Below are 25,532 nucleotides of genomic sequence, written 5' to 3' on the forward strand. Positions count from 1 at the left end.
CCGCGCCGCGATCAGCTCTCGTCTTCGACGAACAGCACGCGCCGGGTCATGCCGCAGGTGAGGTCGTAGGAGATGGTGCCGGCACTGGCCGCGACGATCTCCACCGGCAGATCCGGTCCCCACAGGGTGACACGGTCCCCTACCCTGGCGTCCGGCGCGCCGCGCAGGTCCAGCGTAATCAGGTCCATCGAGACCCGCCCGATCAACGGCACCTGGCGATCGCCCACCAGCACCGGCGTGCCCGCCGCCGCGCTGCGCGGATAACCGTCGCCATAGCCGACCGCGGCCACGCCCACCGGCATGTCCTCGGGACAGGTCCAGGTGCCGTTGTAGCCGATGGACTCGCCCTTGCCGATGCGGTTGATGGCGATCAGGCGCGTGCCCAGGGTCATGGCGGGACGGAAGCCAAAGTCAGAGCCGCTCTTGCCGTCCACCACCGACAGGCCATATAGCAGGCCGCCGGTGCGCACCCAGTCGCCGCGCGCATCGGCCCAGCCGAGCACGGCCGCCGAGTTGGACAGCGAGCGGGGACCGCGCAAGCCACGCGTCGCCTCGGCGAAGCGGGTGATCTGCTCGGCGGTGCGCCTACCGTCGAACACTTCCGACTCGGCGAAATGGGTCAGCAGTCCGATGTCCGGATCGATGCCCGGCATGGCGGCCAGCTGTGCATGCACGAAGGCCACCGCCTCCGGCGCGAAGCCCAGCCGGTGCATGCCGCTGTCCACCTTCAGCCAGATGCGCAGCTGGCCACGCGAGGGCGAGGCCTCGCGCAGCCATTGCAATTGTTCCTCGTGGTGGATGGCGGCATCCAGGTTGAGACGCTGCATCTCGGCAATGTCGCTGGCCCGGTCCGGCCCCGACAGCACCACGATGCGCTGGCGGTGTCCCGCCGCGCGCAGGCGCAGGCCATCGCCCAGCGCGGCCACGGCGAATGCATCGGCCTCGCCGTCGAGCGCGCGCGCCACGCGCTCCAGGCCATGCCCGTAGGCATCGGCCTTGACCACCGCCATGACCTTGGCGGGCGCGGCCAATTGCTTGATGCGGGCAAGATTGTGGCGCAAGGCGCCGAGGTGGATGGTGGCGACGGTGGTGCGACTCATGCCTGCGTGGCGCCGTGGTGACGGCGCATGATGGGAGGTGGATAACGACGCGGACCGGACGGCCCGGCAAGGGAACCAAGCTTATCAGTACCGTCCGCGACCGGGATGACCCGACGCCGCCAAGCTAAGGCCATGGCGCGGCGTCGGCGGGCCCGCGCCATGGCATTCCCATGGCAAGTGCTTCCGCTCAGTAGTGATCGCGGTTGGCGCAGCGCTTCATGGCGGCATGGTGAGCCCGGTCGTACTCGGACGGGGTCATCGCGCCGGAGGCAAGCGCATTCTGCAGATCCGTCATCTGCTTGCCGCAGGTTTCGTTGTCCTGTACCACGCGGGTACTGCTGCCGCAACCGCCGAGTGCCAGGCAGGCGGTCACCAGCAATGCAGGGAGCATGATTCGATTCATGGCAACGTCCTCGTTGACGCAACGTCCTCGTTGACGGCATCGCCGGCCGGCCAGTGCCGGCCTGGGCGAAACCCGCCACGAGCGTGCGCCGCGCGGCGTGAACCGTACCGTTGTTTTGCGTGCAGGCCACGTATGGAACGACTGCGGTACAGGCGCCGTTCGTGAAGCGGAACGGTGCCTAAAGCGGACGCGGCCAGGTCAGTCGAAGGTGCCGACGAAGGAGTCGGGCGCGTAATTCTCGAACTTGGTGTAGTGGCCGAGGAAGGTGAGCTTCACCGTGTCGGTGGGGCCGTTACGCTGCTTGCCGATAATGATCTCGGCCAGGCCCTTGTCCGGCGATTCCTTGTTGTAGTACTCGTCGCGGTAGATGAACATGATCACGTCCGCGTCCTGCTCGATGGCGCCGGATTCGCGCAGGTCGGACATCATCGGACGCTTGTCGGCGCGCTGCTCCAGCGAGCGGTTCAGCTGCGACAGCGCGATCACCGGGCAGTTGAGTTCCTTGGCCAGGCCCTTCAGCGAGCGCGAGATCTCAGAGATTTCCGTCGCGCGGTTTTCCTTGTTGCCCGGCACCTGCATCAGCTGCAGGTAGTCGATCACGATCAGGCCCAGGCCGCCGTGCTCACGATGCAGGCGGCGCGAGCGCGAGCGCAATTCCACCGGCGACAGGCCCGGCGTGTCGTCGATGAAGATCTTCGCCTCCGACAGGATGGCGATGGCATTGGTGACGCGCGGCCAGTCCTCCTCGGCCAAGTCGCCGTTGCGCAGGTGCTGCTGGTGGATGCGGCCGATCGAGGAAATCATGCGGAAGGCCAGCTGCGAGGCCGACATTTCCATCGAGAAAATCGCCACCGCCTTCTTGCCGCGCAACGCGGCCGACTCGGCGATGTTCACCGAGAACGCGGTCTTGCCCATCGAGGGACGCGCCGCGACGATGATAAGGTCGGAAGGCTGCAGGCCCGAGGTGAGTTCGTCCAGGTCGGTGAAGCCGGTGGAGATGCCAGTGAGCTGGCCGCGGTTCTCGTAGCGCTCGGACAGGATGCGGAAGGCGTCCTTCACCGCCTCGCGCATGGAGACCGAATCCTTCTTGCCGCGCGCGCCCGACTCGGCGATCTTGAACACGCGCTGCTCGGCGCTTTCCAGCACCTCCTGCACGCCCTTGCCATCGGGCTGGTAGCCGTCCTCGGTGATCGCGGTGCCGGCGTCGATCAGCTGTCGCAGCACGGACTTCTCGCGCACGATCTCCGCATAGGCGGCGATATTCGCCGCGCTGGGCGTGGTATTGGCCAGTTCGATCAGGTAGCCGGCGCCGCCGACCATCTCGGCCAGGCCGTTGGCCTCGAACCAGTCGCCCAGGGTCACCGCATCGCAGGGCATGCCCTTGGTGGCCAGTTCGGTGATGGCGCGCCAGATCAGGCGGTGGTCCTTGCGGTAGAAATCCTGCTCGCCCAGGCGGTCGGCTACCTTGTCCAGCGAGTCGGGCGACAGCATCAGGCCGCCCAGCACCGCCTGTTCCGCATCGATGGAATGCGGCGGCACGCGCAGCGCGTCGATGCTGGGCGCGGGCCGGCGCTCGCGGCCGCCGCGCTCGGAGCGGTCGGAACGATCGGAAACGAAGGACATCGCGATTCCTCGCAGCGGGCCGGCGCACGTGCCGGCAGCCAGACGTTGGGCACAGAGCATACGCGGCGCCATCTCAGACGGCGAGACAATAACCCTGTGGAAAAACTGTGGTTAGTTGTGGATAACGCAGTGAACCACCCCCACTGCAAAAGCAAACGGGCGCCCGGAGGCGCCCGTCTGGGGTATGGCGAGCGAGGTATCGGCTTATTTCTCGCCGACCACGATCACCTTGACCTGGGTCTGCACGTCGGCGTGCAGCGCGATCACGGCCTCGAACTCGCCGGTGTGGCGGATCGGGCCTTCGCCCTGGATCACTTCGTTCTTGTGCACGTCATGGCCGGCGGCCTGCAGGGCCTCGGAGATTTCGCGCGGACCGACCGAGCCATACAGCTTGCCTTCCGGGCTGGCGTTGACGGTGATGGTCACCTCGACGCCTTCCAGCTTGGCCTTGCGCGACTCGGCGCCGGACAGCTGCGAGGCGGCCTTGGCCTCGTACTCGGCGCGGCGCTTCTCGAAGGCTTCGAGGTTGGCGGCGTTGACCGGCACGGCCTTGCCCTGCGGCAGGAGGTAGTTGCGGCCATAGCCCGGCTTCACATTGACCTTGTCGCCAAGGTTGCCGAGGTTACGGACTTTCTCGAGAAGAATCAGTTCCATGGTGGTTCCTTTTCGTTAGCGCCGGTGTGGCCCGACGCAGCCGTGGACGGGTGTCCGAAGGAGGGAATCGGGAATGGAGAATAGGGAATCGGAAGAGCGAAAGCGTCGCGGACTTGCGGTGGACGGCTTTTTCTATTCCCTGTTCCCTACTCCCTGTTCCTTCGACGTGCTTAGACGTCGTGGTTGTCGGTGTACGGCAGCAGGGCCAGGAAGCGGGCGCGCTTGATGGCGGTCGCCAGCTGGCGCTGGTAGCGGGCCTTGGTGCCGGTGATGCGGCTCGGCACGATCTTGCCGTTCTCGGTGACGTACTGGCGCAGCGTGTTGAGATCCTTGTAATCGATCTCCTTCACGTTTTCGGCCGTGAAGCGGCAGAACTTGCGGCGGCGGAAGAACTTGGACATGGCTTTAAGGCTCCTGATCAGTCGTCGCTGTCGCGATCGTCGTTGTCACGGCGGCTGCCGCGCTCTTCACCGTCGCTGTCGTCATCGCGGCGGCGCGAGGACTTGGCGTCGTCCTTTTCCTTCGACTTCAGGATGAAGGACTGCTCGGTGTCGGCGCCATCGCGCTTGATGACCAGGTGGCGCAGCACGGCATCGTTGAAGCGGAAGCCCGACTCCAGCTCGTTCAGCACGTTCTGGCTCACTTCGATGTTGAGCAGGACGTAGTGGGCCTTGGCCAGGTTCACGATCGGGTAGGCCAGCTGGCGGCGGCCCCAGTCTTCCAGGCGGTGGATCTTGCCGCCATCGGTCTCGATCAGCGCCTTGTAGCGCTCGATCATCGCCGGGACCTGCTCGCTCTGGTCAGGGTGGACCAGGAACACGACTTCGTAATGTCGCAGGGACATTGGTGGGTAACTCCTTGTGGATGCGGCCCTTTTGGGGCCTGGCAGCCTCCCGCCCTATGCGGTGAGGCAAGGTTCCATCCGGCCCCCTTGGGGTGCGGACAGAAGCGGAATAATATGGCGGGACGTGGGGTTAGCGCAAGGAGTGACCGGGGCCAGGGACCAGGGATGAGTAGCGAGGGCGCCAAAACCGGGCGCCTGGGCACAACGACCTGCTCAACCGTATGGGCTCACGCCCCTACTACTCGCCCCTGCTTCACAACGGCTCACCCCACCGTAAAGCTCTCGCCGCAGCCGCACTCGCCGGTGGCGTTGGGGTTGTGGAAGACGAAGCTGGCGTTCAGGCCCTGGCGCTGGAAGTCGATCACGGTGCCGTCGACCAGCGGCAGGCTCTTGCCGTCCACGATCAGCGGCACGCCGTCGATGGTGACCATCTCGTCGCCTTCGTTCACCGCGTCGGCCAGGTCCACTACGTAGCCGAAGCCCGAGCAGCCCGTGCGCCTGACCCCGAAGCGCACGCCGGCGGCGCCGGGGGTACCGGCAAGGAAGGTACGCATGCGTTCGCTGGCGGCTGGCGTGATGGTGATGGTCATGGCGTGCAACTGCGGGGCGTTTCGGTGGTCGGAAAGGGATCGCGAAAGGTCGCTACCTGAATGGGACGTACATTATCATGCCCCGTTCGACTTACGCGTCCGATATGCGGCGCCCAGCAGGAGTTTCAATCCATGGCGGTGGTCAGCGTCAAACAGGCTCTCTCCGGCGGCATCGAGGCCGGCAGCACCGTGACCGTGCGCGGCTGGGTCCGCACGCGGCGCGATTCCAAGGCAGGCCTGTCCTTCGTCAATATCAGCGACGGCTCCTGCTTCGACCCGATCCAGGTGGTGGTCACCGGCCAGGTCCCCAACTACGAAGGCGAGGTGAAGCACCTCACCGCCGGCGCGGGCGTGATCGCCACCGGCACCCTGGTGCCCTCGCAGGGCAAGGGCCAGCGCTTCGAGATCCAGGCCGAGTCGGTCGAGGTCACCGGCTTCGTGGACGACCCGGAGACCTACCCGATCCAGCCCAAGCAGCATTCCATGGAATTCCTGCGCGAGGTGGCCCACCTGCGCCCGCGCACGAACCTGTTTGGCGCGGTGACGCGCGTGCGCCACACGATGATGACGGCGATCCACCGCTGGCTCACCGAACAAGGCTTCTTCTGGATCAACACGCCGATCATCACCACCTCCGACGCCGAGGGCGCCGGCGACATGTTCCGCCTGTCCACCCTGGACCTGGCCAACCTGCCGCGCACGCCGGACGGCAAGATCGACTACCGCAAGGACTTCTTCGGCCGCGAGGCCTTCCTCACCGTGTCCGGCCAGCTCAACGTCGAGGCCTACTGCCTGGCGATGAGCAAGGTGTACACCTTCGGCCCGACCTTCCGTGCCGAGAACTCCAACACGCCGCGCCACCTGGCCGAGTTCTGGATGGTGGAGCCGGAGATCGCCTTCGCCGACCTCAACGCCGACGCCGACTGCGCCGAGGGCTTCCTCAAGGCGATCTTCAAGGCCGTGCTGGAGGAGCGCCCGGACGACATGGCGTTCTTCGCCGAGCGCGTGCTGCCCGAGGCGATCAGCCGTCTGGAAGCCTTTATCGCCGAACCGTTCGAGCGCATCGACTACACCGAGGCGGTGGAGATCCTCAAGAAATCGGGCCAGAAGTTCGATTTCCCGGTGGCCTGGGGCATCGACCTGCAGACCGAGCACGAGCGCTACCTCGCCGAGAAGCACGTCGGCCGGCCGGTGGTGGTGATGAACTACCCCGAGCAGATCAAGGCTTTCTACATGCGCCTGAACGACGACGGGAAAACCGTCGCGGCGATGGACGTGCTGGCGCCGGGCATCGGCGAAATCATCGGCGGCAGCCAGCGCGAGGAGCGCCTGGACTACCTGGACCGCCGCATGGTCCAGTTCGGGCTCGATCCGGCCACCTACGGCTGGTATCGTGACCTGCGCCGCTACGGCACCGTGCCGCACGCCGGCTTCGGCCTGGGCTTCGAGCGCCTGCTGGTCTACGTGTGCGGCCTGTCCAACATCCGCGACGCCATTCCCTATCCACGTGCGGCAGGGACAGCCGAATTCTGATCCACGGTCCATCCATGCGTTATCGCCCGATCACCGCCATCGCCATTACCCTGCTCGCCCTCACGGTGGGCGGTTGCCACAGCATGAATACGCTGGTGCCGCCCAACCTGCGGCCGCCGGAGAACGTCAACGGCAGCCTCGACCAGGCCAAGAAGGCCTTGCAGCAAGCCACGCCCTGCTGCACCACCTTCGCCGACTTCTCCTACCAGAACGTCCTGCCTTGGCGGCCGCAGAAGTTCGTACTGGGTCCCGGCAGCATGGTGGCCAGCCTCAATGGCGAACGCAGCTATTTCCTCAGCTTCAGCCTGCCGCGCGAGGCCAGGCTGCCCTACCGCATTGCTTTCAAGTCCGAGCTCAACGGGCGCTGGCTGCGCGCCAGCTACCTGTTCGCCCCGACCGTGGTGGTGCTGGACGAGGCGTTCCAGCCGATCAGCAGCAAGGATATCGGCCTGTGCGAGCACATGGGCTGGACCGACGAGACCACCGGCGCCTTCGGCAGCGCGGAAATCAACGATCCCCGCGCCCGCTACCTGGTGCTGTACAGCTCGGCCAAGCAGCAGGCCGACAGCACCTACTGGGAGCAATCGCCCGCCGCTTTCTCCGCCGAGGCGCCGGTGAAGATGGCCGCGGCCGGCACCTTCAAGGTGCCGCACGGGCCGGATGGCACCGTCTGGCTGGGGCTGATGGACAAGACCTACCAGAGCGCCATCGACAGCGCCATCTGCGCCAAGCCGGCGGAAGGCAACGGCGTGCTCAGCACATTGCGCGAGGCCCTTCCCCTGCCCGGGCTGGGCGGTGGCAATGACGGCAAGACCGATGCCGCCAAGGCCACGGGGACGCAGAATGGCGCGGCCTCGACCGCGCCGGCCAGCAACGCATCGAACGGCTGACCGCGTCGCGGACAAACCCTGATGACAGGCACGGCATGATCGAGCTCTATCTCACCCTGTTGCTTGCCGGCGTGGCCTGCTTCCTGCTGCACTTCGCCTCGCAGTACCGTGTGGCCGCGTTGCTGCGCCGTCGCCATCCGCACGAGTGGCAGATCATCGCCGAGAGCGACGGCAGGCCGACCAACCTGCTGCGCACCTGGATGCGCCTGCAGTTGGCGCTGCGCTCGCCGGTACTGCCCGCCCTGGAGGACGGCGCCATCACGCGCTGGCGGCAGGCCTGGCGCTACAGTCTGTGGACCGCATGGCTGTGCTGGTTCGCCGCCCTGGGGCTCCAGTTCAACGCGCGCTAACCCGTTTCCCCGCCAACAAGGAGTCCCGCCATGCTGCTGGATCTGAGCGGTCGCCATGCCCTGGTATGCGGCGCCTCGCGAGGCATCGGCCGCGCCAGCGCCACCGAGCTGGCCGGGCTGGGCGCCAGCGTCACCCTGCTCGCGCGCTCGGCCGATGCGCTGAAGACGACCGTCGAGGTCCTGCCACGCCGCGACGGCCAGCACCATCGCTGGTTCGCGGTGGACATGCTGCACACCGACCAGTTGCGCGACGCACTGGCCGACATCGTGGCCGACCATCCGCTGGAAATCCTCGTCAACAATACCGGCGGCCCGCCGGGCGGGCCTATCCACGCCGCCGAGGCGGCCGATTTCGAAAGTGCCTTCCGCCAGCACCTGCTGGCCGGCCAGACGCTGGTGCAGGCGCTGCTGCCGGGCATGCGGGCCAGCGGCTACGGGCGCATCGTCAACGTAATCTCCACCTCGGTGAAGGAGCCGATCGCGGGCCTGGGCGTCTCCAACACCGTGCGCGCCGCCGTGGCCGCCTGGGCCAAGACCCTGTCGGGCGAGGTGGCGGCCGACGGCATCACGGTCAACAACGTGCTGCCCGGCTACACCCGCACGGCGCGGCTGGACGGGCTGCTGGCGGCGCAGGCACGAAGCAGCGGCCGCAGCGAGGAAGAAGTGGCGCAAGGCATGCTGGCCAGCGTGCCGGCCCGGCGCTTCGGCGAGGCCGCTGAGGTGGCCGCCGTGGTCGCCTTCCTGTGCACGCCGGCCGCGGCCTACGTCAACGGCATCAGCATCGCGGTGGATGGCGGGCGGACACGGGCGCTGGCCTGATTCCACCTGCGGGACGCACCCAGTGCGCGGCCGGTGAAGCGGGGGGACGAGGGGCGGGTAGCGGGGGCGCAAAGTCCAGGTACCTGAGGCCAGCCTGTATAGGGCGATAGACTTTCGGGTTTGCGCCCTCGCTACTCGTCCCTCGTCCCTGCGGTCGCGCACTGAGTGCGCTCCTACAGAAAGCAATATCGCGCCGCATACGGCGGCGTCCGGTGCATTCGGCGGGCGCAGGCCTTAAGCTTCGCCGATGCCTATTCCGCGCCTCGCCAACCTGATCGATGGCCGCCTGCAGGCGCCGCGCGACGATCGCTGGCTGGACGTGTTCGAGCCGGCCACCGGCCAGGTGTTCGCGCACTGTCCCGATGCCTCCGCCGAGGATGTCGCCGATGCCGTGGCGGCGGCACAGCGCGCCGCGCCGGGCTGGGCCACGACGCCCGCCGAGCGGCGCGCCGGCCTGTTGCACAAGCTGGCCACTCTCGTCCAGGAGCGGTTCGAGGACTTCGTCGCGCTGGAGTCGCGCGACAGCGGCAAGCCGCTGGCCCAGGCGCGCAGCCTGGACATTCCGCGCGCCATCGCCAACCTGCGTTACTTCGCGGCCCAGGTGGTGGCGTGGAGCAGCGAATCGCACGCGATGGAAACCGGCGCGATCAACTACACGCTGCGCCAGCCGCTCGGCGTGGCGGGCTGCATCAGCCCGTGGAACCTGCCGCTGTACCTGTTCACCTGGAAGATCGCTCCCGCGCTGGCCGCGGGCAACGCGGTGGTCGCCAAGCCCTCGGAGACCACGCCCTGCACCGCCGCCCTGCTGGGCGAGCTGAGCATCGAGGCGGGTTTCCCGCCCGGCGTGCTCAACATCGTGCAGGGCCGCGGCCCCAGCGTGGGACAGGCCATCGTGGAACATCCCGCGGTCAAGGCGGTGTCGTTCACCGGCAGCACGCGCACCGGCGCGCAGATCGCCGCCGCGGCGGCGCCGCACTTCAAGAAGGTCTCGCTGGAGCTGGGCGGCAAGAATCCCGCCGTGGTGTTCGAGGATGCCGATCTCAGCGACGCGAACCTGGACACCATCGTGCGCTCCGGTTTCGCCAACCAGGGCGAGATCTGCCTGTGTGGCTCGCGCCTGTTGGTGCAGCGCTCGATCTACGGTGCGTTCCGCGAACGCTACCTGGCGCGTGTGAAGGCGCTGCGCGTGGGCGATCCGCACGAGCCGGGCAGCGACCTGGGGGCGCTGGTCTCGCGGGAGCACTTTGACAAGGTGATGGACTGCATCGCCACCGCGCGCGGGGAAGGCGGCGCCGTGCTCTGCGGCGGCGAGGCCGTCCACGTGCCGGGCCGCTGCGCGGAAGGCTGGTTCGTGGCCCCCACGGTCATCGAGGGCCTGGGCCCCGACGCCCTCACCAACCAGCACGAGATCTTCGGGCCGGTGGTGAGCCTGATCCCGTTCGAGGACGAGGACGAGGCGCTGGCCATCGCCAACGGCACCGGCTACGGCCTGGCCGCGTCGGTGTGGACGCGCGACCTTTCCCGCGCGCACCGCATCGGCGAACGGCTGGACTTCGGCATCGTCTGGATCAACTGCTGGCTGCTGCGCGACCTGCGTACGCCGTTCGGCGGCGCCAAGCAATCCGGCCTGGGACGCGAGGGCGGCGTGGAAGCGCTGCGCTTCTTCACCGAGCCGAAAAACATCTGCATACGCTATTGAGAACCTCTCTGTGAAAAGCCCCCTGCAAAACCTGCTCGACAGCAATCGCGTGTGGTCGGCCGCGGTACGCGCTCAGGACCCGCGCTTCTTCGAACGCCTCGCCCAGCAGCAGGCGCCCAAATACCTGTGGATCGGCTGCTCCGACTCGCGCGTACCGGCCACGCAGATCGTGGACCTGCCGCCCGGCGACATCTTCGTGCAGCGCAACGTCGCCAACGTGGTCTCGCATACCGACCTCAACTGCCTGAGCACCATCCAGTTCGCCGTGGACGTGCTCAAGGTCGAGCACATCCTGGTGGTTGGCCACTACGGCTGCGGCGGCGTGCAGGCAGTGCTGGACGACCGCCGCCTCGGGCTGGTCGACAACTGGCTGCGCCACGTGGGCGACGTGGCGCAGAAGCATGCCGGCCTGCTTTCCTCCATCGACCTGATGAACCTGCGCAACGCTCGCCTGTGCGAGCTCAACGCCATGGAGCAGGTGGTCAACGTGTGCCACACCACCATGGTGAGGGATGCGTGGGAGCGTGGGCAGAAGCTGTCAGTGCACGCGTGGTGCTACAGCCTGTTCGATGGCCATGTGAACGATCTGGGCATGCACGTCAGCGCCTACCCGGAACTCCGGCCCGCCTACGAGCACGCCCTGCAGCGCCTGGGCACCCTGCCGGAATTCAACCGGTGAGCGACACCGTCCGCACCGACCAGGCGCCCGCCCCGGTCGGGGCTTATCCGCACGCGCGGCGGGTGGGCAACCTGCTGTTCCTCTCCGGCGTCGGCCCCCGCCGGCCCGGCGACAACGTCATTCCCGGCAATGTCTACGACGCGCAGGGCCGGTTGGTCGGCTACGACATCGAGGCGCAGTGCCACCAGGTATTCGCCAACGTGCGTGCGATCCTGGAGGCCAGCGGCGCGCGCTGGGATGCGTTGGTCGACGTGACCGTGTTCCTCACCGACATGGCGCGCGATTTCGCCGCCTACAACCGGCTCTATGCTGAGTATTTCGCCGGCGTGGACGCCTGCCGCACCACGCTAGGCATCACCGCGTTGCCGACGCCGATCGCGATCGAGCTCAAGTGCGTGGCGGCTCTGAAAGGCGAATAAGGGAAAGCGGGCGTGCCACGCCCATCACCTTTCCAAACGAAAGCCCCGACACTCACGCGCAGGGCTTCGCATCGTTGGCGCTCAGTGACTGGCCGTGGTCTGCGGCAGCGTCGACTTGGCCGTGCGCTTGACCGAGTGGCCGCCCTTCTGCTTCGGCTGGCTGTTGGCCGACTTGTCCTTCTTGTGATGGTGCGAAGAGGAACTGGCCGACTTCGCGGGCGCCGCCGGGGGAGCAGCGTCCTGGGCCAGCACCGCGCCGGAAAGGGCAACACCCGCCACAAGCAGGGAAGCGATCGCGAACTTACGCATGTTGATGAGCCTCGAACATTGGAAACCTGCATCGCGGACCCGGCCGGAACCCGGCGACACGGGCGGCGCGACGGCCAAACCATGGCACGTTTCGGCGCGTGCCGGAACCGCCCGGCGCAAGCGGGCGCGTGAGATTTCCGCCGCGAGCGTCTTGACTTTGCAAGTCCCTAACGGGAGCCGAAGCTTCTTGCGCTTATGCCACGCACAGGCGCAGCAGCGCCGCGATGGTCTCCTGCAACGTGGCAGCCTTCGCCTCGTCGTAGGCGAAGCTGTCCTCGTCCATGTAGTTGAGCTGCGCCAGCTCCAGTTGCACGGCCTGCACGTCGTTTTCCGGACGGCCGTAGTGGCGGGTGATGTAGCCGCCCTTGAAGCGCCCATTCACCACGAAGCCATAGCGGGACTGGGTCTCCAGCACGCCTTGCAAGCGCTGCTGCAGGACCGGCGAGCAGCTGGCGCCGTCGGCGGTGCCCAGGTTGAAGTCGGGCAGCCGTCCCTCGAACAGCATGGGCACCCGGCTGCGGATGGAATGCCCTTCCCACAGCACGACGCGCCCATGCTCGGCGCGCAAGCGTTCAAGTTCTTGCGAAAGTGCCTCATGGTAGGGACGCCAGAACGCGTTCACCCGCTGTTGAATTTCCTCGGCCGAGGGTTCCTCGCCGTCGAGGTAGAGCGGTTCGCCATCGAAGCCGATGGTGGAAACCAGCCCGGTTTCGCGGCGTCCCGGGTAGAGCGCCTGGCCATCGGCGGGACGGTTGAGGTCCACCACGTAGCGCGAGGCGAGCGGCCGCAGCACGCTGGCGCCCAGCACCTCGGCCAGCGGCGCGTAGAGGCGGTGCATGTGCCAGTCGGTATCGGCCGAGCGCCGGGCGTTCGGGCGCATGCGCGCGGCGATGCCGCCGGGGATATGGCTGCCATCGTGCGGCAGGCTGATCAGCAGCGGCGCGGTGCCGCGGTGGAGCGTGTAGGTAGCAGTCATGCCGGCAGTCTATTCCGGCGCTAGCCCATCAGCACCAGTTCCTCCGCCGAACTGGGATGGATCGCCACCGTCGCATCCAGGTCGCGCTTGCGCAGCCCCATCTTCATCGCCACGGCGAAGCCTTGCAGCATTTCCTCGGCGCCGGGGCCGAGCACGTGGATGCCGACGACGCGCTCCTCCTCGCCGATGCAGAGGATCTTCATCAGGCTCTGCTGCTTGTGGCCGGCCACCGCCCACTGCAGCGGCGTGAAGTGGCTGCGGTAGACGCGCAGGGCGTCGCCGTGGAACTCGCGCGCCTGCGCCTCGGTGAGCCCCACCATCGCCAGCGGCGGCTCGGCGAACACCACGCTGGCGATGTTCTCGTAGTCGAGCCGGCTGTCCGGCTGCCCGCCGAACAGGCGATCGGCCAGGTGGCGGCCCGCGGCCACCGCCACCGGCGTGAGCTGGAAACGCTCGGTGACGTCGCCCACCGCATAGATGCCGGGCACGCTGCTGTTCTGCCACGCGTCGGTGACCACGCGCCCCAGTTGGTCCACGTGCACGCCGGCCGCCTCGATGCCGAGGCGGTCGGTATTGGGCACGCGCCCCACCGCCCACAGTACCGCGTCATAGGGACCGCAGGGGCCGTTGACGCCATCGTCGAAAACGATGCCCTCGCCCTCGCGGCGCAGGCCATCGACCCGCACCTGGTGCGTGACCTCGATGCCCTGCACGCGCATGTGTTCTTCCAGCATGTCCACCAGCTCGGCATCGAAGCCCGCCAGCAGGCGGTTGCGCACGTGCAGGGTGACTTCGCTGCCCAGGGCGCGCAGCAGGCCCGCGAATTCCACGGCAATATAGCCGCCGCCGATCACCGCGATGCGTCGCGGCAGGTCATGCAGCGCGAAGATGTCGTCGGACACCAGCCCCAGCTCGAAGCCCGGCACATCCAGGCGGCGCGGCCGGCCGCCGGTGGCGATCACGACCTGTGGAGCGCGCAGTTCGCCGCCACTGGCCGTGGCGATGGTGTCGGCCGAGACGAAGCGGCCGGCCTCGGCGAACACCCGGATGCCGGACTCCGCCAGGCGCGCGGCGTAGCGCTCCCGGATGCCGTCGATATAGCGCTGGCGCAGCTGTCGGAAATGCTCCCAGTCGAGCGCGCCGGGCGTGACGGCAAACCCGTAGTCGAGCGCCAGGTGCTGCCCTTGCGCCAGTTGCGCCGCGTACCATAGCGCCTTCTTCGGCACGCAGCCGACGTTGACGCAGGTGCCGCCCAGCGCGGCGGGCTCCAGCAAGGCCACGCGCGCGCCGTGGCGCGCCGCGCGGAAGGCCGAGGCCAGCCCGCCGGAGCCGCCGCCGAGCACGATCAGGTCAAAGGATTCGGCCATGCCATGTTCTCCAGCCATCGGCGTGCGGGCGACGCCGGCATCATGCCCCGAAACGCGCCGGCGCATAGGGCGCGGGATCGATCGGCGGCGTGCCGCCATGCAGCAGCGCCGCCACCAGCTCGCCCGTCGCGGCCGACATGCTGATGCCCAGCATGCCGTGCGCCGTGGCCAGCAGCAGGTTGGACCAGCGCGTGCTCGGGCCGATGATCGGCACCTCGTCCACGCTCATGGGCCGCCAGCCCCACCATTCTTCCTGCAATTGCGGCCCTTCCGGCACGTGCAGGCTTTCTGCCGCGCCACGGCGCAAGGCGTCCAGGCGCGTGCGATTGAGGCCCTCGGCATAGCCGGAGAACTCCATCGTGCTGCCCAGGCGGAAGCCGGACTCCCAGGTGGTGACGCACACCGCCGCCTCGCGCAGCACCAGCGCGTGGCGCGGGGCCTGCGCCGGACGCGTGTAGGTGAGTGAATAGCCCTTGCCCGGCTGCATCGGCAGGCGCAGGTCGAGCAAGCGGGCGGTCAGCGGCGACCAGGCGCCCAGCGCCAGCACCACGCGCTCGCCGCGGAACGCGCCGCGCGTGGTGTGCACCTGCCCGATGCGGCCAGCATCGGTGCCGAAGCGCTCGACGCGCGCGCCGCTCTCGATGACGCCGCCCAGCTCGATGACGCGCCGCGCCAGTTCCGCCGCGTAGCGGTCGGGCCGCAGGCGCGCATCGCCGGGATGGAACAGGCCGCCCGCCACGCCCGGCTTGAGGGCCGGCTCGCGCGCCTGCACCTCGTCGCCGTTCAGGCGCTGCACTTCCACGCCCAGCCGGTCGAGCACCCGGGCATGGTGCTTCTCGTCGGACTGCAGGGCCGATGCGGTGCGATAGACATAGAGCTCGCCTTCCTCGCGGAACTCGCAGTCGAACCGTTCGTCCCGGACCAGCTCGGCCAGCAGCCGGCGCGAACGCTGCAGGATAGCCGAGCGGGCACGCGCGGCACGCTCGAAGTCGCGCCAGTTGCAATGCCGGGCGAAACCCAGCAGCCAGCGCAGCCGCGGGCCATCGAAGCGTGGATTGATGTACAACGGGGCATCGGCACGCAGCATGGAGCGCAGGGCCACGCCCAGCATGCCCGGCATCGCCAGGGGGGCGGCGTGGCTGGGGGTGATCGTGCCGCAATTGCCGTGCGAACTGCCGCAGCCCGGGGTACCCTGCTCCAGAACGCGCACGGTGGCCCCGGACTTCAGCAGGTAATACGCACTGGCCAGGCCGATGACGCCGCCGCCGAGAATCAACACATCACTGCGTGAAGCATCCATGGCGTTATTGTAGCGTCGCTGCGGCTTGGCCCTAACTGCGGGGGGATCAGAGCAATGGAAGCGTCCGAGGTGAAGTCCGGCGGGATGAAGCATGCATGGCGCTCGGTGGCATGGCTGCCCGCCATCGCCACCGTTCTGCTCGGCGGCACGGCGGCGGCGCAGCAGAAGCCCGCCACCGCCTCCTCGTCCCTGCAGGTGTCGCGCGACCTGTTCGCCGAGACCATCCACCTGAAGACCGACCTGGCGCGCTACCTGTACCTGCGCGAGGTGATGCCGCAACTGACCCTGAAAGATCGCCTGGTGGACCAGCAGTTGCTGTCGTCCATCGAGGACGAGCTGGGCCTGTACGACGAGGCCATCATGGACTTCCCGTTCGACAACCGCGTGCAGACGCCGGTCACCCTGCCCCTGCCCGCCGACTGGCAGGCAGTGGATGCGGCGGACGAGATCGCCCGGCTGTCGAGCGAGCGACGCATCGTGATGATCAACGAGGCCCACCACGATGCGCATACCCGCGAGCTGACCCTGGCCCTGCTGCCCAAGCTGCGCGCGGAAGGCTTCAACTACTTCGCGGCCGAGGCGCTGGGCAACGACGATCCAGGCCTGATGAAACGTGGCTATGCCATCGCCAGTACCGGCAGCCAGTACCTGCACGAGCCGTTGTACGGCGACATCATCCGCGAGGCGATCCGCCTCGGTTTCCAGGTGGTGGCCTACGAATCGGACGTCGATGCGCTAGCCGACCGCGAGGCGGGCCAGGCCAGGCTGCTGTACCGGCAGGTATTCGCCAAGGACCCCAAGGCACGCTTGTTCGTGCATGCCGGCTACGCCCACATCGACAAGGCGCCGGGCAACCTGGGCAACGCCATCCAGCCGATGGCCATGCAATTGAAGCAGCTCACCGGATTCGATCCGCTGTCCATCGACCAGACCCGCTGGCGCGACATCGGCCCCATGCCCAAGGGCGACCCCTACCGGCAGTTGTACGGGCAATTCCCGGTCGAGCGTCCATCGGTGCTGGTCAGCCGCGAGAACGGCAGCGTGTGGGCCTCCGATCCCACCCGGCACGACGTGGACGTGATCCTGCCGCCCTCCGGCCACCAGCGCCGACCGCACTGGCTGGGCCTGGATGGCGCGCGCCAGACCCGGGTCATTTCCAGCGACATGTGCCAGCGGCAGTTGCCCTGCATGGTCGAAGCCCGCTTTGCCGGCGAAAGCGAGGATGCGATTCCCGCCGACCGCTATGTCTTTCTCACCGACAACAGCATGAACTCCTTGTACCTGCGCCCCGGCGAATACCTGGTGACCAGTTGGGACCGCGAGGGCCGCAGGCTCAGCCAGCGCAACCTCAAGGTCGATCCGCCCGGCTCATGAGCCAGCGAGATGATTTCCAGTGACCACTTAGAACTTCTATCCAAACCATTGATTTGCTAACCTCAAGCCCGTCTCATGCTTGAGGGGATGCGCGATGTGCCAGGAGCCTGCCGAATCGTCCTTGCGCCAGGACACACCCTGGCGCGCGGCCCGGCATGTGGTGGTGCTGGGCGCGGCGATCCTCCTGCTCGCCGCCTGCGCCGGCGGCGCCCGCCGCCCCGAGCCCACCTACAAGGACTCACACTCGTCGCTGGCCAACCTGCCGGCCCGCGCGCCGGCCGGCAGCATGGGCACGGCCAACGATGTGCTGTTCCGCGCCATCGCCCTGGTGGGCACCCCCTACCGCTGGGGCGGCAACACCCCGGATGGCGGCTTCGACTGCAGCGGCCTGGTCGACTACATCTACCAGAACGCCGCCGGCCTCGCCCTGCCGCACAGCTCGCGCGACATGGCGCAGATGAGCGGCCGACGGGTACGCCAGATGGCCGACCTGGTGAGCGGCGACCTGGTGTTCTTCGGCGGCTCCGGCGGCATCAGCCACGTCGGCGTCTACGTGGGCAAGGGCCGTTTCGTGCACGCCCCCAACAGCGGCGGCACGGTGCGGCTGGACGATATCGACGGCCCCTACTGGCGCGACCATTTCGCCTTCGGCAAACGCCTGCTCGATTAGCCTCCCCCTGCTTCGCCCGGGCCGGCGCAGGCCGCGCCTATCGTTCCCATTGAAAAATTAAATTGTATGCAATTTAATTTTGAGCTTATGATCCTCCCCATGAAACGGAAACCTACCCCCGACCACCTGCTGCTGGACCAGCAATTCTGCTTCGCGCTCTATGCGGCATCGCGCTCGGTCACCGGCCTTTACCGACCACTGCTGGAGCCGCTGGGGCTGACCTACCCGCAATACCTGGCGATGCTGGTGTTGTGGGAGCAGGACGGCCTCACCGTACGCGAGCTGGGCCAGCGCCTGCTGCTGGACTCGGGAACGCTCACCCCGCTGCTGAAGCGGTTGCAGGCCGCGGGCCTGGTCGATCGCCGGCGCCGGACCGAGGACGAGCGCGAGGTGGAAATCCGGCTCACCGATGCCGGCCTCGCCCTGCGCGAACAGGCCGAAGGCATCCCCCCATGCATGGCGCAGCGCCTGCGCCTGTCCCCCGGACAGATGCAGGCATTGCGCGATGAACTGAAGCAGCTCACCCGGCAACTCCAACTATCCCCCACCGAGGACTGACACCATGAACATCAGCAAGATTCTCTACACCGCCAACGCCACCGTGACCGGCGGCCGCGAAGGCCACGTCAAGAGCGACGATGGCGTGCTCGACCTGCAGTTGGTCGTTCCCAAGGGCCTGGGCGGCCCGGGCGGCGCCGGCAGCAACCCGGAACAACTGTTCGCGGCCGGCTACGCCGCCTGCTTCGAAGGCGCGGTGCGCTTCGTGGCCCGCCAGAAGAACGTGGCGCTGAAGGAAGCCTCGGTGACCTCGCACGTGAGCATCGGCCCGCGCGAACCGACCGGCTTCGGCATCGCCGTGAAGCTGGACGTGAGCCTGCCCGGCATCGACCGCGCCGTGGCGCAGGAACTGGTGGACACCGCCCACCGCGACATCTGCCCGTATTCCCATGCCACGCGCGGCAACGTGGACGTGCAGATCACGCTGGTGTAAGCGACTAAAAGAAGAAACGACAACGGCGCCGAAAGGCGCCGTTGTTGTTTGAACCAGCAAAGGCCTCGCAAGGCCCGCCCCTCACCCCAGCCCTCTCCCCGGAGGGGAGAGGGAGTAAGGCGCGCGCGGTTTTAAGTCCTCAGTGCATCGCCGCCCCGCGGTGTGTGGCGGAAGGAGACACGGATTCGGCTTGCGAAGGCCTTCGAGGCTTGTATCTATCGCAGTGCCGCGCTCCCTCACCGCCACGGCGCGTTGCGGCCGGCAGGTCGTCGAAACGCCCGCCGCGTCCCACGGGGACTTCCTTCGGTCGTAGGCGGCACCCTGGCGGCAGCGCGACAACCAAGCACCGAGGCCCTGGGCCCTGGCCTTCGCCGGGGTGACGAGACGAGCAAGGCAGACCGAGGCGAAAAGCGGTCGCGCACAGGGTGCGCTCCTACACAGGGCGGCGGGCATTCTCGAGGCGGCAACGCCCCAAGCGGGACGCCGCCATCAATGGGCATCGGCACCCGGCGGATGCGCATGGCCATGGGCGATCTCCTCCTCACTCCCATCGCGTACCTCATTGAGGGTCACGTCGAACATCAACGTCTTGCCCGCCATCGGATGGTTCAGATCCACGTCCACCGTGGTCATGCCCACCTTCTGCACCACCACCACGCGGTGGCCGCCTTCCTTCAGCGCCAGCACCGTGCTCATGCCCGGCTTGAGCTTGGCGGCCTGCTGGAAATACTTCTTCGGCACGCGCTGGGTCATGCCCTCCTGGCGCTCGCCGTAGCCCTCGGCCGGGGCTATCTCGGCCTGCAGGCTCTCGCCGGCCTCGTGGCCTTCCAGCGCCTTCTCCAGGCCGGGGATCAGCTGGCCATGGCCCAGCAGCACCCACAGCGGCTCGTTGCGGTCGAGCGAACTCTCGATCTTTTCCCCGTCCACCGTCAGCGTGTAGTGGAGCGAGATGACCTTGTCCTTGCCAGCCTTCATTGCGTGTCTCGTGATGGATCAAACCTGGGATTCTAGCAGTCTGCCCGGCTAGCCGCCCGTAGCGGCGCGGGACCGGCCGAAGCGCACGCCGCGTGCCTCGGGCCCCAGCCGGGCCAGCACGGCCAGCAGCACGGCCACGCCGGCGATCCACACCGACATGGCGAAGGCCAGGTCGTTGCCATGCCACCGGGCGATGGCGAACTGTGCATTGGCGGTCACCGCGGCCAGCAGGTTGCCGGTCTGGTAGGCGAAGCCGGGCAGCGTGCCGCGCATGCCCTCCGGCGACAGCTCGTTGAGATGGGTGGGCACCACGCCCCAGGCGCCCTGCACCATCACCTGGATCAGGAAGGCGCCCAGCGCCAGCGCCCACAGCGAGCCGCCGTGCATCCACAGCGGGATCACCGGGATAGCCAGCAGCGCGGCCAGGACGATGGCGCGGCGGCGCCCGATCCGCTCGGACAGCGCGCCGAAGAACAGGCCGCCCACCAGCGCGCCGAGGTTGAGCATGGCCACCAGCATGAAGGCCGCACCCGAGCCGGTGGGCAGGTGCAGGCTCTCCTCCTCGAAGGTGTGGTAGAGGTCCTGCGAGCCGTGGCTGAACATGTTGAAGGCCATCATCAGCAGCATCAGGTAGATTGCCAACTTCCAGTGGCCACGCATGGCGGCGAACAGGCCCTGCCGCGCCTGCCCCTTGTGCTCCTGCCGCCACACCTCCGACTCGGGCACGGTGCGGCGGATGTACAGCACCAGCAGGGCCGGCGCCGCGCCCACCACGAACAGGCCGCGCCAGCCGATATGGTCCACCAACAGCCAGTTCACCAGCGCGCCGAGGAAGAAGCCGCAGGGATAGCCGCTCTGCAGCAGGCCCGACACGACGCCGCGCGACTTCGGCGGGATCGACTCCATCGCCAGCGAGGCGCCGATGCCCCATTCGCCGCCCATCGCCACGCCGAACAGGAAGCGCAGCACCAGCAGCATGGTCAGCGAGGTGGAGAATGCGGTGGCCAGTTCGAAGATCGAGAACAGCACCACGTCCAGCATCAGGATGGGGCGCCGCCCGTAGCGGTCGGCCAGGCGCCCGAACAGCAGCGCGCCCAACGGTCGGGCCGCCAGCGTCAGCAGCAGGCCGACCGCTACTTCGTCGTTGTCGACATGAAATTCCCGCGCGACGCCCACGATCACGAAGGTGAGCAGGAAATAGTCGAAGGCATCCAGCGTCCAGCCCAGGAAGCTGGCGAGCACCGTATGGCGCTGGGTGGAAGTCAGCTCCCGCAGGGGCGCGAACGGTGACATGGGCGAGACTCCATCGTGGCGAACGTATCCGCGGGCGCGGCGCACAGGGCGCCAAGCGAACCATCAGCGCCGCCGCAGCGCAAGGGCGGACGGTGCGGCGCGCGTGACGACGGTGCCATGCCTGGCGCACTCCGCCTTCACGCCATGCAGGCACGCCACCGGCTGATATGGCGGCCATGGACGCCGCCCTCGAACGCATCGCTGGTTCCTACGATCACTGGCTCCAACGCCGCTACGTGCAAGGCAAGCTGGCCGCCGATCCCGCCTATGCCGCGGTGGCCGAGCTGGTGGCCGCGCGTCCGCTGCCCTTGCTGGACATCGGCTGCGGCATGGGTTTGCTGGGGCAATACCTGCATGTGCGCGGCGTGCTGCGCGGCTATCTGGGACTGGACAACGACCCACGCAAGATCGAGGCGGGCCAGCGCGCGCTGCGTCACGCGGGACTGGAGCGGGTGCTCCGCCTGCGCCTGGCCGATGGCCATGCCGAGCATCCGCTGCGCGGCCACGTGGCGCTACTGGACGTGCTGCATTACCTGCCCCGGGACTGCCAGCAGACCCTGCTTGCCAACGCCATCGCGCACCTGGCCCCCGGCGGACGGGTGATAGTCCGCACCATGCTGCGCGAGCGCAGTTGGCGCTACCAGCTCACGCGGGTATCGGAATTCTTCCTGCGCACCAGCGGCTGGATGCGGGTCGGCGCGCAACACTATCCCAGCGCCGAGGAGCTGCGCGGGCCCATGGAGGCGGCGGGCCTGCGCGTCACCCTGCGGCCGCTGCATGGGCGGATGCCGCTCGACTGCTACCTGATCGTGGGCGAAAGGGAGCTGGCATGAACGAAGGGCTGCACCCGCCCACCGCCTCTCAGAGCCTGTTCACGATCTCCCCGCGGGCTACGGGGAGATCGTGAGGCTCTCAAGGCAGGCTTGGGCGCGTTGCGCTATAATCGCCAGACGACCTCGGGTCGTCCTCCCTCTTTATTCATTACTGCAACGCGGTTCGTCGAACGCTCCGGGTTGCTCTGGAGCTACCATGTCCTTCGAATCGCTGGGCCTTGCGCCCGCGTTGTTGCGCGCGCTTGCCGAACAAGGCTACGCCGAACCCACACCCGTCCAGGCCGCCGCCATTCCCATCGTGCTGGAGGGCGCCGACCTGCTCGCCGCCGCCCAGACCGGCACCGGCAAGACCGCCGCCTTCGCGCTGCCGTTGCTGCAGCATCTGTCCCAGGGTCCCGCCGCCACCACCCGTCGCCCCCGCGCCCTGGTACTGACGCCCACGCGCGAGCTGGCCGCCCAGGTACACGACAACCTGCGCGCCTACGGCAAGCACCTGCGCATCGGCAGCACCACCATCTTCGGCGGCGTCAGCATGGGGCCGCAGATGCAGGCCCTGCGCCGCGGCGTTGATGTCATCATCGCCACGCCGGGCCGGCTGATCGACCACATGCAGCAGCGCTCGGTGGATCTCTCGGGTATCGAGGTGCTGGTGCTGGACGAAGCCGACCGCATGCTGGACATGGGCTTCCTGCCGGCGCTCAAGCGCATCCTGGCCGCGCTGCCCAGGCAGCGACAGACGCTGCTGTTCTCGGCCACCTTCGCGCCGCTGATCAAGGCGCTGGCCATGCAGTTCATGCATGAGCCGCGCGAGGTCTCGGTAACGCCGCCGAACTCGGTGGCGACCACGGTGACCCACCACGTGCATCCGGTGGACGCCGCCAGCAAGCGCGACCTGCTGCTGCACGTGCTGGCGCAGGACAGCCGCCGCCAGACGCTGGTATTCAGCCGCACCAAGCACGGCGCGGACAAGCTGGTGCGCTACCTGGAGGCGGCAGGCATGCGCGCCGCCGCCATCCACGGCAACAAGAGCCAGAACGCGCGCACCCGCGCGCTGGCCGATTTCAAGAGCGGCCGCATCACCGTGCTGGTAGCCACCGACATCGCCGCGCGCGGCATCGACATCGACCAGTTGCCCATCGTGATCAACTTCGACCTGCCGATGGTGGCCGAGGACTACGTGCACCGCATTGGCCGCACCGGCCGCGCGGGCGCCGACGGCATGGCGGTGTCGCTGGTGAGCCACGAGGAATCGGGCCTGCTGCGCGACATCCGCAAGCTGCTCAAGCAGGACATCGCTATCAGCGACGTGGCCGGCTTCGAACCCTCGCATCCGTTGCGCCTCGACGCGGGCGCGCCCCGCCCGGCGCAGGGCCAGCGCCAGCCGCGACCGAGCGGTCGTCCGCAGGGCTCGCATCGTCCGCACAATACCAGCCACGGCCACGGCGGCAACGAACGCCCCGCCGAAGGCAACCGCAAGCGCCAGCGCCGCCGCCGGCCCGCCGCCAAGGCCTAATGGCGGATGGAGCGCGCTCCCTCGGCTTGCCGAGGGAGCGCAAGCCTGTGTTCTCTCGATGCACGTGAATCAATCCGCCCCGCGAATCTTCGCGGTGAGCACATGGTCCTCCCAGGTGCCGGCGATCTGCAGGTAACGCTTCGCATAGCCTTCGCGCTCGAAGCCGAGACGTTCGAGCAGCCTGCCGCTGCGCTCGTTGCGCGGCATGTAGTTGGCCATCACCCGATGCATGTCCAACTGCCGGAAGGCCCACGGCAGTGCCGCGTCCAGTACTTCGTGCATCAGTCCCTGGCCCTGGCGCGAGGCGGCGACGCTGTAGCCGAGATGGCAGGCCTGGAACGCGCCGCGCACCACGTTGGCGAAGGTGAAGCAGGCCAGGACCTGCTCGCCGGCGTGGTCCAGCGCGAGGAACGGATAGGCGCGGTCCAGCCGCATCGCCTCGCACGCCTCGGCCAGCGCCTGCACGCAGTGCTCCAGCGTGTAGTACGAGGATTCGCGCAGCGGCTCCCACGGCGCCAGGTGCTCGCGATTCTCCACGCGATAGCGCAGCAGCCGGCGGGCATCACCGGCGTCGGCCGCACGCACCACGGTGCGCGCGGTCTGTATCGGGTGGATCAGGTTCACAGGCAACCGAGCGCCCTGGCGTGATGGCGCAGGTGGTCGTCGATGAAGGTGCCGATGAAGTAGTAGCTGTGGTCGTAGCCCGCGTGCCGGCGCAGCACCAGCGACTGCCCGCCCTCGGCGCAGGCCTGGTCGAACAGCTCGGGCTTGAGCTGGGTGGCGAGGAAGCCATCGGCCTCGCCCTGGTCGATCAGGATGGTGCCGTCGAACGTATGCCGCCGCACCAGCTCGCAGGCGTCGTACTCCGTCCACACGGCCTTGTCCTCGCCCAGGTAGCGGGGAAACGCCTTCTGGCCCCACGGCACCTGGGTGGGCGCCACGATGGGGGCGAACGCCGATACCGAGCGATAGCGCCCCGGATGGCGCAATGCGATGGTCAGCGCGCCGTGCCCGCCCATCGAGTGACCCGTGATGCCGCTGCGCTCGCGGTCGATCGGGAAATGCCGCGCCAACAGCGCAGGCAGCTCGTCCACCACGTAGCTATGCATGCGGAAACGCGACGACCACGGCGCCTGCGTGGCGTCGACGTAGAAACCTGCGCCCTCGCCGAACTCCCAGTCGCCGGTGGCGCCCTCGAAGCCGGTGTCGCGCGGGCTGGTGTCGGGCATCACCAGCACCAGCCCCAGCTGCGCCGCCAGGCGCTGCGCGCCCGCCTTGATGGTGGCGGTTTCCTCGGTGCAGGTGAGGCCGGCCAGGTAGTACAGCACCGGGCGCGGCCCCTGCGCCGCCTGCGGCGGCTGGTAGAGCGCGAAACGCATCGGACCGCCGCAGCTGTCCGAGTGATGACGGTAGAAGCCCTGCACACCGTCGTGACAACGCTGCTCGGAAATCGTCTCGATCTCTGCCATGGCTGCTCTCCCTGTGGTGAGGCGAGCGGCCATGATAGTGCGGATAGCAGAGAGCCTGTTCACGATCTCCGCGGAGATCGTAAAAAAGCTCTCAGCGCTCCTGGTCGGTGGGCCGCATCAGCACTTCGTTGATGTTCACGTGTGCGGGACGCGATACGCAGAAGGCGATGACCTCGGCCACGTCGCGCCCCTGCAGCTGGCGCATGCTGTCGGCCCATGCGTTGAGGTTGGCCTTCACCTCGGCATGGCCGATGTGGTCGCGCAGCTCGGTCTCCACCACGCCGGGCTCGATCACGCTGACGCGGATATTGTGCGGGTAGACCTCGCGACGCAGCGCCTCGGAAAACGCCACCACGCCGAACTTGGTCGCCGAATACGCGGCCGCGTTCGGATTGGCGACGCGGCCCGCCGTCGACGAGATGTTCACGATATGGCCGTCGCGGCGCGCGCGCATGCCCGGCAGCGCGGCCTGGGTAGAGGCGATCAGGCTGAGCACGTTCAGTTCCAGCATATGCCGCCAGCGTCCCAGGTCGGCCTGCTCCACCGGCTCCAGGTACATCACCCCGGCGTTGTTCACCAGGATGTCCAGCCGGCCGTAGTGCGCCTCGGTTTCCTCCACGATGCGCCGGGCCTCGGCCTCGGAGGCCAGGTCCGCCACCAGCACGGTGGGTTCGGCGCCCAGCGCCCGCAGCTTGCCGGCGAGCGCTTCCAGGCGATCGCGGCGACGCGCGGCGATCGCCACCTTGGCGCCCGCCTCGGCCAGCGCCAGCGCGGTGGCCTCGCCGATACCCGAAGATGCGCCGGTCACCAGCGCGATACGACCATCAAGACGTCCAGACATGAATATTCCTCTGCAAAT

Annotated in this window: 29 protein-coding genes; 13 read left to right on the forward strand and 16 right to left on the reverse strand. The window is 68.1% G+C overall.

The window, feature by feature from the left end; translation table 11 throughout:
• Window positions 1–11: 11 nt before the first annotated feature.
• The 7 genes from alr to MJ605_RS10995 form a co-directional block, all read right to left on the reverse strand.
• Window positions 12–1,100 (reverse strand): alanine racemase, encoded by a 1,089-nt coding sequence (gene alr, locus MJ605_RS10965; RefSeq protein WP_243041555.1) that lies wholly within the window; start codon window positions 1,098–1,100, stop codon window positions 12–14.
• Window positions 1,101–1,287: 187 nt separating this feature from the next.
• Complete coding sequence (locus tag MJ605_RS10970) at window positions 1,288–1,503, reverse strand: hypothetical protein (protein ID WP_243041556.1); 216 nt, start codon at window positions 1,501–1,503, stop codon at window positions 1,288–1,290.
• Between the two features lie 198 nt (window positions 1,504–1,701).
• On the reverse strand, window positions 1,702–3,126 hold the full coding sequence (locus MJ605_RS10975) for a replicative DNA helicase (protein WP_243041557.1): 1,425 nt from the start codon (window positions 3,124–3,126) through the stop codon (window positions 1,702–1,704).
• A 204-nt stretch (window positions 3,127–3,330) separates the two neighbouring features.
• Window positions 3,331–3,780: a 50S ribosomal protein L9 gene (gene rplI, locus MJ605_RS10980; protein ID WP_243041558.1), complete on the reverse strand. Its 450-nt coding sequence runs from the start codon at window positions 3,778–3,780 to the stop codon at window positions 3,331–3,333.
• Between the two features lie 170 nt (window positions 3,781–3,950).
• Entirely contained in the window at window positions 3,951–4,181 is a 231-nt protein-coding gene (gene rpsR / locus MJ605_RS10985; protein WP_111983860.1) for a 30S ribosomal protein S18, read from the reverse strand.
• 17 nt (window positions 4,182–4,198) lie between these two features.
• The gene (gene rpsF, locus MJ605_RS10990; RefSeq protein ID WP_243041559.1) at window positions 4,199–4,624 is read right to left on the reverse strand and encodes a 30S ribosomal protein S6; all 426 of its coding nucleotides are present in this window, start codon (window positions 4,622–4,624) and stop codon (window positions 4,199–4,201) included.
• Between the two features lie 263 nt (window positions 4,625–4,887).
• Window positions 4,888–5,214 (reverse strand): HesB/IscA family protein, encoded by a 327-nt coding sequence (locus MJ605_RS10995; protein WP_243041560.1) that lies wholly within the window; start codon window positions 5,212–5,214, stop codon window positions 4,888–4,890.
• 132 nt (window positions 5,215–5,346) lie between these two features.
• Between MJ605_RS10995 and asnS the strand changes: the two genes are divergently transcribed.
• The 7 genes from asnS (at window position 5,347) to MJ605_RS11030 (ending at window position 11,603) form a co-directional block, all read left to right on the forward strand.
• Window positions 5,347–6,747, forward strand: coding sequence for an asparagine--tRNA ligase (gene asnS, locus MJ605_RS11000; protein WP_243041561.1), 1,401 nt, complete (start codon window positions 5,347–5,349; stop codon window positions 6,745–6,747).
• 14 nt (window positions 6,748–6,761) lie between these two features.
• Window positions 6,762–7,637, forward strand: a complete 876-nt coding sequence (locus MJ605_RS11005) for a MalM family protein (RefSeq protein WP_243041562.1) — start codon at window positions 6,762–6,764, stop codon at window positions 7,635–7,637.
• A gap of 35 nt (window positions 7,638–7,672) precedes the next feature.
• Complete coding sequence (locus tag MJ605_RS11010) at window positions 7,673–7,987, forward strand: hypothetical protein (protein ID WP_243041563.1); 315 nt, start codon at window positions 7,673–7,675, stop codon at window positions 7,985–7,987.
• A gap of 30 nt (window positions 7,988–8,017) precedes the next feature.
• Entirely contained in the window at window positions 8,018–8,806 is a 789-nt protein-coding gene (locus MJ605_RS11015) for an SDR family oxidoreductase (RefSeq protein WP_243041564.1), read from the forward strand.
• A 247-nt stretch (window positions 8,807–9,053) separates the two neighbouring features.
• Entirely contained in the window at window positions 9,054–10,505 is a 1,452-nt protein-coding gene (locus MJ605_RS11020) for an aldehyde dehydrogenase (protein WP_243041565.1), read from the forward strand.
• Window positions 10,506–10,515: 10 nt separating this feature from the next.
• Entirely contained in the window at window positions 10,516–11,184 is a 669-nt protein-coding gene (gene can / locus MJ605_RS11025; protein ID WP_243041566.1) for a carbonate dehydratase, read from the forward strand.
• The gene (locus MJ605_RS11030; RefSeq protein ID WP_243041567.1) at window positions 11,181–11,603 is read left to right on the forward strand and encodes a RidA family protein; all 423 of its coding nucleotides are present in this window, start codon (window positions 11,181–11,183) and stop codon (window positions 11,601–11,603) included. Before can ends, MJ605_RS11030 begins: the two co-directional genes overlap by 4 nt.
• Before the next feature lie 81 nt (window positions 11,604–11,684).
• Here MJ605_RS11030 and MJ605_RS11035 read toward each other — a convergent pair whose 3' ends face one another.
• The 4 genes from MJ605_RS11035 to MJ605_RS11050 all read right to left on the reverse strand — a co-directional run bounded on the left by MJ605_RS11035 (window position 11,685) and on the right by MJ605_RS11050 (window position 15,555).
• Entirely contained in the window at window positions 11,685–11,912 is a 228-nt protein-coding gene (locus tag MJ605_RS11035) for a hypothetical protein (protein WP_243041568.1), read from the reverse strand.
• Window positions 11,913–12,105: 193 nt separating this feature from the next.
• The gene (gene hutG / locus MJ605_RS11040; protein WP_243041569.1) at window positions 12,106–12,888 is read right to left on the reverse strand and encodes an N-formylglutamate deformylase; all 783 of its coding nucleotides are present in this window, start codon (window positions 12,886–12,888) and stop codon (window positions 12,106–12,108) included.
• Between the two features lie 20 nt (window positions 12,889–12,908).
• Window positions 12,909–14,255, reverse strand: a complete 1,347-nt coding sequence (gene gorA, locus MJ605_RS11045; protein WP_243041570.1) for a glutathione-disulfide reductase — start codon at window positions 14,253–14,255, stop codon at window positions 12,909–12,911.
• 40 nt (window positions 14,256–14,295) lie between these two features.
• Window positions 14,296–15,555 carry an NAD(P)/FAD-dependent oxidoreductase gene (locus MJ605_RS11050; protein WP_243041571.1) on the reverse strand — a complete coding sequence of 420 codons (1,260 nt, stop codon included), beginning with the start codon at window positions 15,553–15,555 and terminating at the stop codon, window positions 14,296–14,298.
• 54 nt (window positions 15,556–15,609) lie between these two features.
• On the opposite strand from MJ605_RS11050, the gene MJ605_RS11055 reads away from it, so the two are divergent.
• The 4 genes from MJ605_RS11055 (at window position 15,610) to MJ605_RS11070 (ending at window position 18,590) form a co-directional block, all read left to right on the forward strand.
• The gene (locus MJ605_RS11055; RefSeq protein WP_243041572.1) at window positions 15,610–16,929 is read left to right on the forward strand and encodes a hypothetical protein; all 1,320 of its coding nucleotides are present in this window, start codon (window positions 15,610–15,612) and stop codon (window positions 16,927–16,929) included.
• Window positions 16,930–17,023: 94 nt separating this feature from the next.
• The gene (locus MJ605_RS11060) at window positions 17,024–17,599 is read left to right on the forward strand and encodes a C40 family peptidase (RefSeq protein WP_243041573.1); all 576 of its coding nucleotides are present in this window, start codon (window positions 17,024–17,026) and stop codon (window positions 17,597–17,599) included.
• A gap of 99 nt (window positions 17,600–17,698) precedes the next feature.
• Window positions 17,699–18,157 (forward strand): MarR family winged helix-turn-helix transcriptional regulator, encoded by a 459-nt coding sequence (locus tag MJ605_RS11065; protein ID WP_243041574.1) that lies wholly within the window; start codon window positions 17,699–17,701, stop codon window positions 18,155–18,157.
• A gap of 4 nt (window positions 18,158–18,161) precedes the next feature.
• Window positions 18,162–18,590 (forward strand): organic hydroperoxide resistance protein, encoded by a 429-nt coding sequence (locus MJ605_RS11070; protein WP_243041575.1) that lies wholly within the window; start codon window positions 18,162–18,164, stop codon window positions 18,588–18,590.
• A 489-nt stretch (window positions 18,591–19,079) separates the two neighbouring features.
• Here MJ605_RS11070 and MJ605_RS11075 read toward each other — a convergent pair whose 3' ends face one another.
• Both MJ605_RS11075 and MJ605_RS11080 read right to left on the reverse strand, forming a co-directional pair.
• Window positions 19,080–19,565 carry an FKBP-type peptidyl-prolyl cis-trans isomerase gene (locus MJ605_RS11075; RefSeq protein WP_243041576.1) on the reverse strand — a complete coding sequence of 162 codons (486 nt, stop codon included), beginning with the start codon at window positions 19,563–19,565 and terminating at the stop codon, window positions 19,080–19,082.
• Between the two features lie 48 nt (window positions 19,566–19,613).
• The gene (locus MJ605_RS11080) at window positions 19,614–20,858 is read right to left on the reverse strand and encodes an MFS transporter (RefSeq protein WP_243041577.1); all 1,245 of its coding nucleotides are present in this window, start codon (window positions 20,856–20,858) and stop codon (window positions 19,614–19,616) included.
• Between the two features lie 176 nt (window positions 20,859–21,034).
• On the opposite strand from MJ605_RS11080, the gene MJ605_RS11085 reads away from it, so the two are divergent.
• Together MJ605_RS11085 and MJ605_RS11090 are read left to right on the forward strand one after the other, a co-directional pair.
• Window positions 21,035–21,691, forward strand: coding sequence for a class I SAM-dependent methyltransferase (locus MJ605_RS11085; protein ID WP_243041578.1), 657 nt, complete (start codon window positions 21,035–21,037; stop codon window positions 21,689–21,691).
• 196 nt (window positions 21,692–21,887) lie between these two features.
• Window positions 21,888–23,204 carry a DEAD/DEAH box helicase gene (locus MJ605_RS11090; protein ID WP_243041579.1) on the forward strand — a complete coding sequence of 439 codons (1,317 nt, stop codon included), beginning with the start codon at window positions 21,888–21,890 and terminating at the stop codon, window positions 23,202–23,204.
• 69 nt (window positions 23,205–23,273) lie between these two features.
• On the opposite strand, the gene rimJ is transcribed toward MJ605_RS11090, so the two are convergent.
• The 3 genes from rimJ to MJ605_RS11105 all read right to left on the reverse strand — a co-directional run bounded on the left by rimJ (window position 23,274) and on the right by MJ605_RS11105 (window position 25,514).
• Window positions 23,274–23,828, reverse strand: a complete 555-nt coding sequence (gene rimJ, locus MJ605_RS11095; RefSeq protein ID WP_243041580.1) for a ribosomal protein S5-alanine N-acetyltransferase — start codon at window positions 23,826–23,828, stop codon at window positions 23,274–23,276.
• A complete protein-coding gene (fghA, locus tag MJ605_RS11100; protein WP_279237534.1) occupies window positions 23,825–24,673 on the reverse strand; it encodes an S-formylglutathione hydrolase in 849 nt (282 codons plus the stop codon). Before fghA ends, rimJ begins: the two co-directional genes overlap by 4 nt.
• 91 nt (window positions 24,674–24,764) lie before the next feature.
• On the reverse strand, window positions 24,765–25,514 hold the full coding sequence (locus MJ605_RS11105; RefSeq protein WP_243041581.1) for an SDR family NAD(P)-dependent oxidoreductase: 750 nt from the start codon (window positions 25,512–25,514) through the stop codon (window positions 24,765–24,767).
• Window positions 25,515–25,532 lie beyond the last annotated feature (18 nt).

This window comes from Dyella sedimenti, from assembly GCF_022760995.1.
Classification (GTDB): Bacteria; Pseudomonadota; Gammaproteobacteria; order Xanthomonadales; family Rhodanobacteraceae; genus Dyella; species Dyella sedimenti.